Here is a 13,047-nt window from a genome sequence, read left to right as displayed (position 1 = left end):
GAAATAATAAGCGATATGACAATAAAAAACAATAAACTGAATTTATGGAATATTTTTAACAAGTGGTAGTTTACTCTTTTCTGATAGAGCGTTTTCAAGTACAATGGAAATGACTGAATCATCTAACTATTTAGGGGTATAGAGGGGGGAGAAGAGATATGAAACGTAATCCGCTGATTCCGTTCGCTCTTATTGCAGCATTGGGTATTATCGTTATGTTTGTATTTTCATTTCAGGGGCTAAATAAATCTAAAGAGTTAGCTGATGCAAAAAATGGCGGGAAGCCAGCACAAACAGCATCAAAGCCAGAGGATATTGTGAAGCAAAGCTGTACGAGCTGCCATGGTGATCAGTTACAAGGGGCAGTTGGACCTAACTTACAAAAAATTGGTGGGAAACTTTCAAAGGATGAAATTAAAGAAATTCTTTCGAAAGGAAAAGGCAATATGCCTGCCAATATAGTTCCAGCTGATCAAGCCGCTAAAGTAGCTGATTGGTTATCGAAGAAAAAATAAAGTTCCGTATGACAAGCCTTTTGCTTATGCAAAGGGCTTGTTTTTCTATATTTTCTAAAATACGATGAATGATAGAGCGGTGAATTGTTGTTATGGGCTTGCAACAACTACTATAAATTCATTATCATGGAGACAGACTGACAAGAGAAGGAGTAATGGAAATACATGAATGAAGTAAAGCTTTCAAAACGATTAGAAGAAGTTGTACGTGAAATACCAGTAGGATCTACAGTTGCTGATATTGGATCGGATCATGCGTATTTACCGTGTTATACAATTATAAATAATATTGCTACAAAAGCAGTTGCAGGAGAGGTTGTAGATGGACCATTTCGCTCTGCGCAAGCAACTGTAGCTGAAAGTGGTTTACAAGATAAAGTAGATGTGCGTAAAGGGAATGGATTAGCTGTTATAGCGCCAGGAGAAGTAGATGTAATTACGGTTGCTGGAATGGGCGGAGCGTTAATTCGTGACATTTTAGAAAGTGGTAAAGAAAAATTAGAAGGTGTAACACGTTTAATTTTACAGCCGAATATTGCAGCGCATCATATTCGTGAATGGTTTATTGAGAATGGTTGGGAGCTTATCCATGAAAAAATCGTAAAAGAAGATGGGAAAATTTACGAAATTTTAGTAGGGGAGCGAGGAAATGTTGTAGCGCCTTACTCTGAAAATAAACAAGCTGAATTGTTTATGGGACCATTTTTAATAAAAGAAAAAAGTGAGGCTTTCGTTGAAAAATGGGAAGGAGAATTAAAAAACTTCCAAAATATTTTAAAACAGTTGGAACGTGCGGCTGATTCTGAAGAAACAAAAGCGAAGCGTGGGGAAGTAGAAGCGAAAATGAAAATGATAGGGGAGGTTTTATCATGAGTAAAATTCCAAACGGCCATGAAATTATTTCTTTATTTGAAAGTATGTATCCGAAGCATTTGGCGATGGAAGGAGATAAGATTGGCCTGCAGATTGGAGCGCTTAATAAACCCGTGCAGCACGTATTGATTGCGTTAGATGTAACGGAAGAAGTTGTGGATGAAGCAATTCAATTAGGGGCAAATGTCATTATTGCTCATCATCCTTTAATTTTTAACCCGTTAAAAGCAATTCATACAGATAAGGCGTATGGGAAAATTATTGAAAAGTGTATTAAAAATGATATTGCAATCTATGCAGCGCATACAAATGTGGATGTTGCTAAGGGCGGGGTAAATGATTTACTTGCTGAGGCGTTAGGATTGCAAAATACAGAAGTTCTAGCACCGACATATGCAGAAGAAATGAAAAAAGTTGTTGTGTTTGTGCCAGTCACTCATGCAGAAGAAGTAAGGAAAGCATTAGGAGACGCAGGTGCTGGTCATATCGGCAATTATAGCCACTGTACGTTTAGTAGCGAGGGTACAGGCACATTTGTACCTCAAGAGGGGACAAACCCTTATATTGGGGAAACTGGACAGTTAGAACGTGTAGAAGAAGTACGAATCGAAACGATTATTCCAGTTTCATTACAGCGGAAAGTGATTAAAGCAATGGTAACGGCACATCCATATGAAGAAGTAGCATACGATGTGTACCCGCTTGATAATAAAGGTGAAACGTTAGGCCTGGGGAAAATAGGATACTTACAAGAAGAAATGACGCTTGGTCAATTTGCAGAACATGTGAAACAATCATTAGACGTGAATGGGGCAAGAGTTGTCGGTAAGTTAGATGATAAAGTGCGTAAAGTAGCTGTACTTGGTGGAGATGGTAATAAATATATAAACCAAGCGAAATTTAAAGGAGCAGATGTATATGTAACTGGTGACATGTACTATCATGTTGCTCATGATGCGATGATGCTCGGTTTAAATATAGTTGACCCAGGACATAATGTTGAAAAAGTAATGAAACAAGGTGTACAAAAGCAACTGCAAGAAAAAGTGGATGCAAAGAAATTAAATGTTCAAATTCATGCTTCGCAGTTACATACAGATCCATTCACATTTGTATAAGAAAAATAAAAACCGTTGCTCCATTAGGGCAACGGTTTTTATTATTGTTCTTTCTTCACCTTTACGCGAGGTAATATCTTTTGAAGTGGTACTTTTCTAACTCTCTCCCACGTTGTTGGATTCATTGGGTCATATTGCTCTAAGAACGCGATAACTTCTTTTGTAATCGGCGTTGGAGTAGAAGCACCTGCTGTAACAGCTACGTTTTCTACACCTTGTAGCCACTCTAATTGAATTTCGCTTACATCAGCAACTCGATATGCTTTTGTACCCGCGATTTCTTGTGATACTTGTGCTAAGCGATTTGAATTGTTACTTTTCGGATCACCAACAACAATTGTTAAGTCTGCAACATCAGCTTGTTTAGCGACAGCTTCTTGGCGAACTTGAGTAGCTAAACAAATTTCTTTATGGAATTCTGCTGTTGGGAATTTTTTTTGAATGTCCTCCATTAAATGTTGAACATCCCATTGACTCATCGTTGTTTGATTCGTTACTAAAATTTTATCTGTTGGAATTTCTAATGTTTTTAAATCATCGGCTCTTTCGATAAGGTGAACGATGTCAGGTGCAATACCAACTGCGCCTTCTGGCTCTGGATGATTTTTTTTACCGATATAAATGACATGATACCCTTCCGCTTTCTTAGCTTCGATAAGGTCATGCGTCTTGGTAACATCTGGGCAAGTGGCATCGATTGTTGTTAAACCTTTTTCTTTTGCGCGTTGTTTAACTTCTGGAGAAACACCGTGTGCTGTGAAAATAACAGTACCAGAATCAATTTTATCTAAAATTTCTAAGCGACTTGGACCGTCTAATGTGATGATTCCATCTTCTTCAAAAGCGTCTGTAACATGTTTATTGTGAACAATCATACCTAAAATATAAATGGGTCTCGGCAATGATTTATCTAATGCAGCGTTACGTGCAATTACCATTGCATCGACAACACCGTAGCAATAACCACGAGGGGAAATTTTAACAATTTTCATATGAGTAATCCTCTCCTTCTAAACAAGGGATACTTTTGTGCATAGTCTTTTACATTATAAAGGAGGAGTGGATAGAAAACAAAGGATTGTTACACATATAGTTTTGGTTTTGTTGCTGTTTGTTGAACTGGTTCTTTCGGTAACTCTTTTTCTATTACAGGTTCAATCACTATTTTCTTTCGTTTTCGTTTTCGTTTCTTTTTTTGAGGTGCAGGAGGCGGACTTTCTACCTCAACTGGCTCTGTTACATTTTCCGTTTGATTTTCTTCCGTACTTTTTCCAGAGGTGAGGATTTTAACAATGCTTGGTAGACTACGCATAATAGGACCATACTGTTCGACGACAGGACCTACAGATTGAACGACTTGGGATACTTTTTCGATGTTGTTTATCATATTAGTAGGATTCGAAATTAAGTTCGAAAAGAAACTGCCGATGCCACTGCTTGCTGTTGCGGCAGCTGTAGTTGCGCCGCCGCGCGTTTCATTTGATTCATACATTTGAGGCGGTATCATTTGCTCAGGATGTTGCTGCATGTATGGTTGATATTGTGGATGTTGCTGCTGATATTGTTGCTGATATTGTTGCTGGTATTGCTGCTGATATTGCTGTTGATATTGTGGCGGCGGTGGTGGTTGCTGATGCATCATCAGTTGCCCTTCCATTTGTCGGTAAGGTGGAACCATTTGCATAAAAGGCTCGGTTGGATCGTGTTTTTTAAAAAGCTTAGCAAGAAAACCTTTCTTTTTTTGTGCCATTGGTGGTAGTTGTGGAATTGGATATGGTGTATAAGGTTGCTGCCCTGGATTCGGATACATTTGCCTTGTAGGGGATTTCGGAAACATGTGAGAAATCCTCCTTTCTTCAGTTAGGTATATACACATACAATATGCAATAAAAGGGAAGAAGGTTAGTTTTTGAAGTGAAAACCTAAACTAAAGATGGATTTTACTTGTAGATTTCGATATAATGTAGACTTGACTGATTTGTGCGCGCAGTAGAAATTTTAGAAAGAAGGTGTAACTTATGACACAACAAACTTTTACACAGTATGATTTTAAACCATTTTTAATAGATGCAGTTCGTGAACTACGCTTTACAGAGCCGACAGGAATTCAGCAGAAAATTTTCCCGGTCGTGAAAAAAGGTGTAAGTGTAATTGGACAATCCCAAACAGGTTCTGGGAAAACACATGCATACTTACTTCCTACATTAAACAGAATTAATGCAAGTCGTGAAGAAGTACAACTTGTTATTACAGCGCCTACTCGTGAGTTAGCACAACAAATTTACGAAGAAATCGTGAAGTTAACAAAGTTTTGTGCGGAAGACCAAATGATTACAGCACGTTGTTTAATTGGTGGAACTGATAAACAACGCTCAATTGAAAAGTTGAAAAAACAACCTCATATCGTAGTTGGAACACCAGGACGTATTAAAGATTTAGTAGAAGAGCAAGCATTATTTGTTCATAAAGCAAATACGATTATTGTCGATGAAGCAGACTTAATGCTTGATATGGGATTCATTCATGATGTAGATAAAATTGCAGCACGCATGCCTAAAAACTTGCAAATGTTAGTTTTCTCTGCAACAATTCCTCAAAAACTAAAACCGTTTCTGAAGAAGTATATGGAGAATCCAGAGCATATTCATATCAATCCAAAACAAGTTGCAGCTGGAAACATTGAACACTATTTAGTGCCTTCTAAACATCGTAATAAAATTGATTTAGTGCATAAAATGCTACTTCAATTTAAACCGTATTTAGCAGTTGTTTTCACGAATACGAAAAAGATGGCAGACCAAGTTGCTGATGGATTAATGGAACGTGGCTTAAAAGTTGGACGAATTCACGGGGATTTATCACCACGTGATCGTAAAAAAATGATGAAACAAATTCGTGACCTTGAATTCCAATATATTGTTGCGACTGATTTAGCAGCACGTGGTATTGATATTGAAGGGATTAGCCATGTTATTAACTATGAGCTACCATCAGATTTAGATTTCTTCGTTCACCGCGTTGGAAGAACAGCACGTGCGGGGCATTCTGGTATTGCAGTGACGATATATGATCCAGCAAACGAAGAAGCGTTAGATAGTTTAGAAAAACAACGTCATATTGAGTTCAAGCATGTAGATTTACGCGGAGATGAGTGGGCCGATTTAGGTGAGCGTCGTCGTCGTAAGAGCCGTAAAAAACCAAATGACGAACTTGATGTTATGGCAACGAAAGTTATTAAAAAACCGAAAAAAGTAAAACCAAACTATAAACGTAAACTTGCAACAGAACGTGACAAAGTGAAGAAAAAATATGGCAATAAAAAAAGATAAGGGGTTTCCCTTATCTTTTTTTTATCCCGCTATTTGTGGGAGGTGTAATCAATATGGATAGAAAAGTATTGATTAAAGTTTCACTTAATCCAGCTAATTTAAATGAAAAGTATAGTCTGTATAAATAGTCATATAAATTTGTGTAGTGCATCTTTTGTGAACAAACAATTCACTACATATTTCTACAAATTATGCTATCATTATATCTATTGTATATTGAAGAGGTGATTGTATGTTAAAGATTGGATCTCATGTTTCCATGAGTGGTAAGAAAATGTTATTAGCAGCAAGTGAAGAGGCTGTTTCATACGGTGCAACAACGTTTATGATTTATACAGGTGCACCGCAAAATACACGAAGAAAACCAATTGAAGAATTGAACATAGAAGCAGGAAGAAAACATATGGAGCTGAACGGAATTGAGGAAATTATCGTCCATGCGCCTTATATTATTAATGTTGGGAATACGACGAAGCCAGAAACATTCCAATTAGGAGTAGACTTTCTTCGCATGGAAATTGAAAGAACATCGGCATTAGGTGTAGCGAAACAAATTGTTCTTCACCCAGGAGCGCACGTTGGTGCTGGAGCAGATGCTGGTATTCAACAAATTATTAAAGGGCTTAATGAAGTATTAACGCCAGAACAGACGGTTAACATTGCGTTAGAGACGATGGCAGGAAAAGGAACAGAATGCGGTCGTAGCTTTGAAGAAATTGCAAAAATTATTGATGGTGTAAAATATAATGAAAAGCTATCTGTATGCTTTGATACATGTCATACGCATGATGCAGGATATGATATTGTAAATGACTTTGACGGCGTATTAAACGAATTTGATAAGATCGTTGGTATAGATCGTTTACAAGTACTTCATATTAATGATAGTAAAAATGTACGCGGAGCAGGAAAAGACCGTCATGAAAACATTGGATTTGGTCACATTGGGTATAAAGCATTGCATCACATTGTACATCATCCACAGTTAATGCATGTACCAAAAATTCTTGAAACACCGTATGTAGGGGAAGATAAAAAAGATAAGAAGCCACCATACAAATTGGAAATCGAAATGCTGAAAAACGGCACTTTTGATGAAGGGCTTCTTGAAAAAATTAAAGCGCAATAAGGAGGGGGAAATCCCCTCCTTATTTTAGTAGTTGCTGAAATAATGTATTTACTTGTTGGGCAGTGGCAGGGGAAGTTACTTTTGCGATTTGTTTTAAGAGCTCTAGTCGCTCGTTGTTATCGTAGATATTAATATTTTTACCCTTCATAAGTAAAACGATTTGATCAGCTTGTGCGGCTGTAATGGGAACTTCATATTCTTTGCTATATTTTAATAACTCTTTTGTAGAAATATGATTTAATTTTTTATTAACAATTTGTTTAATGAGGTTCATCTTATTATCCTCCTTCACGCGTTCTTCTATCGAAATATATGAGCATATAGCTTGTACATATTCGTATGGAGTTTCTTTTTTCATGAGGAAAAGAAGCGTATGTTATAATATAAGGACAAAACTACAGAAAAAGAGTAAAGGGAGGACTTATGGAGCAAAAGCAACATCGAAAAGAAAGTGTTATTCATCTCATTTATCGTTTAGTTATGATTATTTTTGGAGCAGCATGCGCGGCGGTAGCAATTGAACTATTTTTAATGCCAAATAAAATTATTGATGGTGGAATTATTGGTATTTCTCTTATATTAGATTATCTTACTCCTAACATTTGGTGGTTAAGTTTTTCTACTTTAGTCGTTGTTCTCAATATCCCATTTATGTATTCCGGTTATAAGCAAATTGGAAAAACATTTATGTTATCTTCGACATTTGGTATTGTAGCGTTAGCTTTCATTGAGTCAACGTTACATGCGGTACCACCATTTACAACAGAACCTATTTTAGCGACAGTGTTTGGTGGTCTTATTTTAGGTCTTGGTGTAGGACTTGTAATTCGTCATGGTGGATCGCTAGATGGAACTGAAATTATGGGAATTTTATTAACGAAGAAATTACCGTTCTCTGTTGGTGAATTCGTAATGTTTGTGAACTTATTTATTTTTGCATGGGCAGCATTTGTGTTTGGTGTGGAACAAGCGATGTATTCTGTTATGACGTACTATATCGCATTTAAAACGATCGATACAGTAATTCAAGGGCTAGATGAAACGAAGGCGGTTTTAATTGTATCTGATCAATACGAGGAAGTATCAAACGCGATTTTGCATCGTCTTGGCCGTGGAACTACAAAGCTTGTAGCGAAAGGTGGTTACACGGATAAAGAAAAAGAAGTTATTTATGCAGTTGTAACGCGTCTAGAAGTGACGAAGTTAAAATCAATTGTGCATGAAATTGATGAAAATGCGTTTGTTACGATTATGAGCACGCAAGAGACAAATGGTGGTAAGTTTAAATCGGCTATTCACTAAAAAGTTTATAGGAATATTTTTCGAAAGCAGAGAATTTTTCTCTGCTTTTTGTTATAATAGTAAGGTTTCTTGAAAAAATAGATATATTTTAGGCAGATTGGTTTACAACTATAATAAGCTGTACTATAATTCAAATAGATATAAATCGGAATCATTCTGAATTAAAATAGGTGAGATGCTATGAATAATATATTAGAAATTGAAGGTTTAACATTCCGATACGAAGATCGGAATGTGTTAGAAAATATTAATTTGCAAGTTCCGAAGGGAGCTTTTTTAGGTTTAGTGGGACCGAATGGTTCAGGTAAATCAACTCTACTTAAGTGTTTATTAGGTGTTTTAAAGCCAAAAGAAGGAAGCATTCGCGTGTTTGGCGTTGATAGTAAGAAGTTTAAGGAATGGAACAAAGTTGGTTATGTATCCCAAAAGGCAAATAGTTTCAATTCTGGTTTTCCAGCAACTGTTTCTGAAGTTGTGTCAATGGGACTTGTTTCGAAAAAAGGGCTTTTTCGCTTTTTCACAAAAGAGGATAAGAAAAAGGTAGAAAAAGCAATTGCTGATGTAGGGATGAGTGAGTTTCAAGGTCGTAACATTGGAGAGCTTTCTGGTGGACAGCAACAGCGTGTATTTATTGCTCGTGCGCTCGTTAGTGATCCTGAATTGCTTATTTTGGACGAGCCTACTGTTGGAATCGATGTAAAAAATGTGGAAAGTTTTTACGAAATATTAGAGGATTTAAACAAAAGGCTCGGGATCACATTAATTCTTGTTACTCATGATATGGGAGCTGTTACTGAAAAAGTAACACATGTTGCATGCCTAAACCAACATCTACATTTCCATGGAAATGTAGAGAAGTTCCGAGAGTTAGAAGATGCAGAAATGTCCGTCTTATATGGACATCATGTTCATCGTTTAGAACACGAACATGAGCATCACGGGAGGATATAATGATACAAGATTTTTTACAATATGACTTTTTACGTAATTCTTTATACGCAGGTATTTTAATTGGACTTGTTGCACCGCTAATTGGTGTGTTTGTTGTTATTCGTCGTTTATCTCTTATTGCGGATGCATTAAGTCACGTGACGTTATCGGGTATTGCAGCAAGTTTATTACTTGAAAAAACCATTTTTACAGGTGGGTTTTTAAACCCCTTATATATGGGGATGATTTTCTCGATTGGTGGAGCGCTACTAATCGAAAAGTTACGAACTGTATATAAGCACTATCAAGAATTAGCAATTCCAATTATCCTTTCGGCAGGGATGGGGGTTGGAGTTATTTTCATTTCACTTGCAAATGGATTTAACACAGACTTATTTAGTTATTTATTTGGTAGTGTCAGTGCTGTAACAAGTACAGATTTAATTATTATTGGTATTGTAGCAATTGTTGTTGTTGCGACAATTATTTTATTATATAAAGAGCTGTTTCTATTATCATTTGATGAGGAATACGCAGTATCAACTGGTTTAAGAGCGAAATGGATTCACTTTATTTTCATTATATTAGTTGCTCTTGTCATTGCAGTATCAATGCGTGTAGTGGGGGTTCTTCTTGTATCATCATTAATGACGTTACCAGTTGCAGCAAGTATTCGTATTGCTAAAGGATTTAAACAAACAATTTTCTTTTCCATTTTATTCGGTGAAATTGCAGTAATTGGTGGAATGTTTGCTTCGTATCAACTTGATCTAGCGCCAGGTGGTACAATTGTTATGATAGCAGTTCTTATTTTAATCGGTGCGATTTTATGGAAGAAGAAAAAAACTGCATAAAGTAGGGATAGGTATGAATCTAACAGAAGCTTTACGCCTAATGAAAGAAAAAGGATACAAACATACTGGAAAAAGAGAAGAGATGCTCAGATTATTTGCAGCACATAATCGTTATTTAACTGCGAAAGACGTTTTAGAGCATATGAAGGACGATTATCCAGGGCTTAGTTTTGATACGATTTATCGTAACTTAACAGTTTTTGCTGAGATTGGTGTTTTAGAACAAACGGAATTAAATGGTGAAAAACATTTTCGTTTTACTTGTTCTATTATGGAACATCATCATCATTTTATTTGTTTGGATTGTGGGGGAACGAAAGAGATTACTTCCTGCCCAATGGATTTTATGAATAAAGATTTTACCGGTTATGAAGTAACGGGTCATAAGTTTGAAATATATGGTCGTTGTCCAAAATGTGCAAAGTAAAAGCTCGTCGGTTAAACTGACGAGCTTTTTTACGTAGAAAAGAAGGTTGCTCACAAATATTGTGGCAACCTTCTTTTTATTGTTCTTGTGTCTCTTTTTCTTTTTCTCGCTCAGCAGCCATTTCAGCAGCAATTACGTCGATCTCTTTTTTCAGTTCTTCTACCATTGTTTCTTCTGGTACTTTACGAACGACTTGCCCTTTACGGAATAATAATCCCTCTCCACGTGCACCGGCAATACCGATATCAGCTTCACGAGCTTCACCAGGACCATTTACAGCGCAACCAAGTACTGCAACTTTAATTGGTACTTGAAGTGTAGAGATGTATTCTTCCACTTCGTTAGCGATGCTAATTAAATCAATTTCAATACGACCACAAGTTGGACAAGAGATAAGTGTTGCTGCGTTAGACGCAAGACCGAATGATTTTAATAGTTCACGAGCAACTTTTACTTCTTCAACTGGATCAGCACTTAATGAAATACGTAGTGTATTTCCGATGCCTTTATTTAAGATTGCTCCAAGACCAGCAGCACTTTTTACAGTTCCGGCAAACAATGTTCCGGACTCTGTAATACCTAAATGTAATGGATAATCAAAAGCACGAGCAGCTTTCTCGTATGCTTCAATTGCTAAGTTAACATCAGAGGCTTTCATAGATACGATAATATCGTGGAAATCTAAGTCCTCTAAAATTTTAATATGATGTAGCGCACTCTCAACCATACCATCTGCAGTTGGGTACCCGTACTTTTCTAAAATGTGACGCTCTAATGAACCAGCGTTTACACCAATACGGATTGGAATACCGCGCTCTTTTGCTGCATTTACAACAGCTTCTACTTTATGGCGACGACCAATGTTACCTGGATTGATACGTACTTTATCAATGCCACCTTCAATTGCTTTTAAAGCAAGGCGATAATCAAAATGAATATCAGCAACAAGTGGAATGTTGATTTGTTTTTTTATATCAGCAATAGCATCTGCTGCGCGTTCATCTGGAACGGCAACGCGGACGACTTGACAGCCGGCTTCTTCTAAACGCTTAATTTCAGCAACTGTTGCTTCAACATCATGTGTTTTTGTTGTTGTCATACTTTGTATAATTAATTCATTATTACCGCCGATTGTTAAATTACCGACTTTAACTGGACGTGTTTTTGTACGATGAGTCATTTCATTCACGAATAGATCGCTCTCCTTATAAAAGAAGTTTCTTATTTAGTCCCTCATATCAATGATAGTATACGTGATATAGGGCTATAGAAACCGAAGTACTCGGTTTCACTTTTACTATTGTATCAGCGCCTTTATGTAATTGACAAGGATTAAGTGATAGCTTATTGATATAAGGGGAATTTATAAGACTTTCCAATTTGTATTTTTGTAGCAGATGTACTTTTATTTAATTGTTTAAAGTCGTCAATGACTTTTTCTATGGAAGGAATTTTTTTCTTGTTAATTTGTTCTGTAATAGAAAGAACTGTCTCACCAGTTTTTACTTCAATTGTTTTATAAGATACATCTGTTTCTTTTTCTGTTTTGTTCTCTTTATTTTGTTGACTGTCTGTGTTTTCTTTTTTAATCGTTTGAGCAGCAGTTGTTTTTTTATATGAACTTAACATCGGTAAAGTACCGATTTTTATATCGTAATAAAATATATAACCGAGAACAAGCACGAATAGGAATATACCTAATCTTTTCATATTCTTCACTCCTTTGCTAGGAATATATGCTTGTCCAAAAAAAAAATGCCTATTTAGGCATTTTTTTCGTTCTTATTTTTCTTTCGGTTTTGGAACTTCTTTAATCGTTAAGTACAGAACAATTAAAACAACTGCGATATAGATGAATGTTGATCCAGGTACGACAATTTTACATGCGTCCATAATCATAAAGAAGATTGTTGGAATTGTGTAGCTGTATGCAGTTAGTGTCCAAACTTGTTTATAGGATAGTTTACGTTGACCGCTCATAGCAGAACCGATGAACGCAAGTAAAGTCACGCCTACAAAAGTAATGAATAATTGGAATAGGTACACTAAGAATCCAATAACAAATAATAAAATCGGATAAATATTATCGAATAAAGAAATAAATTCTTGTAGATCTTTTTTCTCAAGAGATGCACCTAACAAATCGTTATAAGAATACGTTTGTATTTGACCATTTCCCATAGAGACTACTTTATCTTTTAAAACAAATAAACCTGTTTTATTTTGATATTTTTCTAGGTCTGTTGAATTTGGATCAAATACGAAAAGTGCATTTCCTTCTTCTTTTTCAATAGGTTGATCAATATCGGCTTTTAGTTCGCCATTTTCAATTTTAAAATCAGGTAAATCTTTATCGATGACTTGATTTACCATGCTTACACCATCTTGGATAAAACTACCGTACAAAAAAGTTCTTGGAATAGTAGTAATTAAGCAAAGTAGCATAATATACAAAATGGTTTTACCGATTTTTTGAAAACGGAATAGCGCCATATCTTTAGGCGAGTATATGCTTTTTACGAATTGGGTAAATATGGACATAGATTCACTTCCTTTATGTATGTATAAAA

Annotated in this window: 15 protein-coding genes; 9 read left to right on the top strand and 6 right to left on the bottom strand. The window is 36.1% G+C overall.

Annotated features, from left to right (window positions below):
- Positions 1–158: 158 nt before the first annotated feature.
- From cccA to ACQGS6_RS15230, 3 genes are all read left to right on the top strand, one after another.
- On the top strand, positions 159–515 hold the full coding sequence (cccA, locus tag ACQGS6_RS15240; protein WP_000828141.1) for a cytochrome c550: 357 nt from the start codon (positions 159–161) through the stop codon (positions 513–515).
- A gap of 165 nt (positions 516–680) precedes the next feature.
- Positions 681–1,388, top strand: coding sequence for a tRNA (adenine(22)-N(1))-methyltransferase (locus ACQGS6_RS15235; RefSeq protein ID WP_001006544.1), 708 nt, complete (start codon positions 681–683; stop codon positions 1,386–1,388).
- A complete protein-coding gene (locus ACQGS6_RS15230) occupies positions 1,385–2,506 on the top strand; it encodes a Nif3-like dinuclear metal center hexameric protein (protein ID WP_000036221.1) in 1,122 nt (373 codons plus the stop codon). The genes ACQGS6_RS15235 and ACQGS6_RS15230 overlap by 4 nt, the downstream gene beginning before the upstream one ends.
- Before the next feature lie 41 nt (positions 2,507–2,547).
- Here ACQGS6_RS15230 and ACQGS6_RS15225 read toward each other — a convergent pair whose 3' ends face one another.
- Both ACQGS6_RS15225 and vrrA read right to left on the bottom strand, forming a co-directional pair.
- Positions 2,548–3,498: a 4-hydroxy-3-methylbut-2-enyl diphosphate reductase gene (locus tag ACQGS6_RS15225; protein ID WP_000706660.1), complete on the bottom strand. Its 951-nt coding sequence runs from the start codon at positions 3,496–3,498 to the stop codon at positions 2,548–2,550.
- An 89-nt stretch (positions 3,499–3,587) separates the two neighbouring features.
- Positions 3,588–4,343, bottom strand: a complete 756-nt coding sequence (gene vrrA / locus ACQGS6_RS15220; RefSeq protein ID WP_426965275.1) for a VrrA/YqfQ family protein — start codon at positions 4,341–4,343, stop codon at positions 3,588–3,590.
- A 181-nt stretch (positions 4,344–4,524) separates the two neighbouring features.
- Here vrrA and ACQGS6_RS15215 point away from each other — a divergent pair, with 181 nt between their 5' ends.
- Positions 4,525–5,835, top strand: coding sequence for a DEAD/DEAH box helicase (locus tag ACQGS6_RS15215; RefSeq protein ID WP_000194015.1), 1,311 nt, complete (start codon positions 4,525–4,527; stop codon positions 5,833–5,835).
- Positions 5,836–6,067: 232 nt separating this feature from the next.
- The gene (locus tag ACQGS6_RS15210) at positions 6,068–6,964 is read left to right on the top strand and encodes a deoxyribonuclease IV (protein WP_000912460.1); all 897 of its coding nucleotides are present in this window, start codon (positions 6,068–6,070) and stop codon (positions 6,962–6,964) included.
- A 19-nt stretch (positions 6,965–6,983) separates the two neighbouring features.
- On the opposite strand, the gene ACQGS6_RS15205 is transcribed toward ACQGS6_RS15210, so the two are convergent.
- Positions 6,984–7,238 carry a DUF2624 domain-containing protein gene (locus ACQGS6_RS15205; RefSeq protein WP_001048954.1) on the bottom strand — a complete coding sequence of 85 codons (255 nt, stop codon included), beginning with the start codon at positions 7,236–7,238 and terminating at the stop codon, positions 6,984–6,986.
- 149 nt (positions 7,239–7,387) lie between these two features.
- Between ACQGS6_RS15205 and ACQGS6_RS15200 the strand changes: the two genes are divergently transcribed.
- From ACQGS6_RS15200 to ACQGS6_RS15185, 4 genes are all read left to right on the top strand, one after another.
- Positions 7,388–8,266 carry a YitT family protein gene (locus tag ACQGS6_RS15200; protein ID WP_000435963.1) on the top strand — a complete coding sequence of 293 codons (879 nt, stop codon included), beginning with the start codon at positions 7,388–7,390 and terminating at the stop codon, positions 8,264–8,266.
- 180 nt (positions 8,267–8,446) lie between these two features.
- Entirely contained in the window at positions 8,447–9,217 is a 771-nt protein-coding gene (locus ACQGS6_RS15195) for a metal ABC transporter ATP-binding protein (RefSeq protein ID WP_001059662.1), read from the top strand.
- Complete coding sequence (locus ACQGS6_RS15190; protein ID WP_000613815.1) at positions 9,217–10,050, top strand: metal ABC transporter permease; 834 nt, start codon at positions 9,217–9,219, stop codon at positions 10,048–10,050. Before ACQGS6_RS15195 ends, ACQGS6_RS15190 begins: the two co-directional genes overlap by 1 nt.
- 13 nt (positions 10,051–10,063) lie before the next feature.
- Positions 10,064–10,477 (top strand): Fur family transcriptional regulator, encoded by a 414-nt coding sequence (locus tag ACQGS6_RS15185; RefSeq protein ID WP_001054516.1) that lies wholly within the window; start codon positions 10,064–10,066, stop codon positions 10,475–10,477.
- Positions 10,478–10,553: 76 nt separating this feature from the next.
- Here the strand turns inward: ACQGS6_RS15185 and ispG are convergent, their stop codons facing one another.
- From ispG to yqgB, 3 genes are all read right to left on the bottom strand, one after another.
- Entirely contained in the window at positions 10,554–11,657 is a 1,104-nt protein-coding gene (ispG, locus tag ACQGS6_RS15180) for a flavodoxin-dependent (E)-4-hydroxy-3-methylbut-2-enyl-diphosphate synthase (protein WP_153577907.1), read from the bottom strand.
- 164 nt (positions 11,658–11,821) lie between these two features.
- Complete coding sequence (gene yqfZ / locus ACQGS6_RS15175) at positions 11,822–12,187, bottom strand: protein YqfZ (RefSeq protein ID WP_000825416.1); 366 nt, start codon at positions 12,185–12,187, stop codon at positions 11,822–11,824.
- 72 nt (positions 12,188–12,259) lie between these two features.
- Entirely contained in the window at positions 12,260–13,018 is a 759-nt protein-coding gene (gene yqgB / locus ACQGS6_RS15170; protein ID WP_000021899.1) for a protein YqgB, read from the bottom strand.
- Positions 13,019–13,047 lie beyond the last annotated feature (29 nt).

It is taken from the genome of Bacillus sp. GMs2/2 (genome assembly GCF_050172095.1).
In the GTDB taxonomy this organism is placed as follows: Bacteria; Bacillota; Bacilli; order Bacillales; family Bacillaceae_G; genus Bacillus_A; species Bacillus_A cereus.
This window is presented reverse-complemented; position numbering and strand designations above follow the sequence as displayed.

Bases quoted from the DNA above. Each gene is read 5' to 3' on its own strand.
- ACQGS6_RS15190 (WP_000613815.1), top strand. From the start codon at position 9,217: ATGATACAAGATTTTTTACAATATGACTTTTTACGTAATTCTTTATAC.
- cccA (WP_000828141.1), top strand. From the start codon at position 159: ATGAAACGTAATCCGCTGATTCCGTTCGCTCTTATTGCAGCATTGGGT.
- ACQGS6_RS15200 (WP_000435963.1), top strand. From the start codon at position 7,388: ATGGAGCAAAAGCAACATCGAAAAGAAAGTGTTATTCATCTCATTTAT.
- ACQGS6_RS15235 (WP_001006544.1), top strand. From the start codon at position 681: ATGAATGAAGTAAAGCTTTCAAAACGATTAGAAGAAGTTGTACGTGAA.
- vrrA (WP_426965275.1), bottom strand. From the start codon at position 4,343: ATGTTTCCGAAATCCCCTACAAGGCAAATGTATCCGAATCCAGGGCAG.
- ACQGS6_RS15230 (WP_000036221.1), top strand. From the start codon at position 1,385: ATGAGTAAAATTCCAAACGGCCATGAAATTATTTCTTTATTTGAAAGT.
- ACQGS6_RS15215 (WP_000194015.1), top strand. From the start codon at position 4,525: ATGACACAACAAACTTTTACACAGTATGATTTTAAACCATTTTTAATA.
- yqgB (WP_000021899.1), bottom strand. From the start codon at position 13,018: ATGTCCATATTTACCCAATTCGTAAAAAGCATATACTCGCCTAAAGAT.
- ACQGS6_RS15195 (WP_001059662.1), top strand. From the start codon at position 8,447: ATGAATAATATATTAGAAATTGAAGGTTTAACATTCCGATACGAAGAT.
- ispG (WP_153577907.1), bottom strand. From the start codon at position 11,657: ATGACTCATCGTACAAAAACACGTCCAGTTAAAGTCGGTAATTTAACA.
- yqfZ (WP_000825416.1), bottom strand. From the start codon at position 12,187: ATGAAAAGATTAGGTATATTCCTATTCGTGCTTGTTCTCGGTTATATA.
- ACQGS6_RS15185 (WP_001054516.1), top strand. From the start codon at position 10,064: ATGAATCTAACAGAAGCTTTACGCCTAATGAAAGAAAAAGGATACAAA.
- ACQGS6_RS15205 (WP_001048954.1), bottom strand. From the start codon at position 7,238: ATGAACCTCATTAAACAAATTGTTAATAAAAAATTAAATCATATTTCT.
- ACQGS6_RS15225 (WP_000706660.1), bottom strand. From the start codon at position 3,498: ATGAAAATTGTTAAAATTTCCCCTCGTGGTTATTGCTACGGTGTTGTC.
- ACQGS6_RS15210 (WP_000912460.1), top strand. From the start codon at position 6,068: ATGTTAAAGATTGGATCTCATGTTTCCATGAGTGGTAAGAAAATGTTA.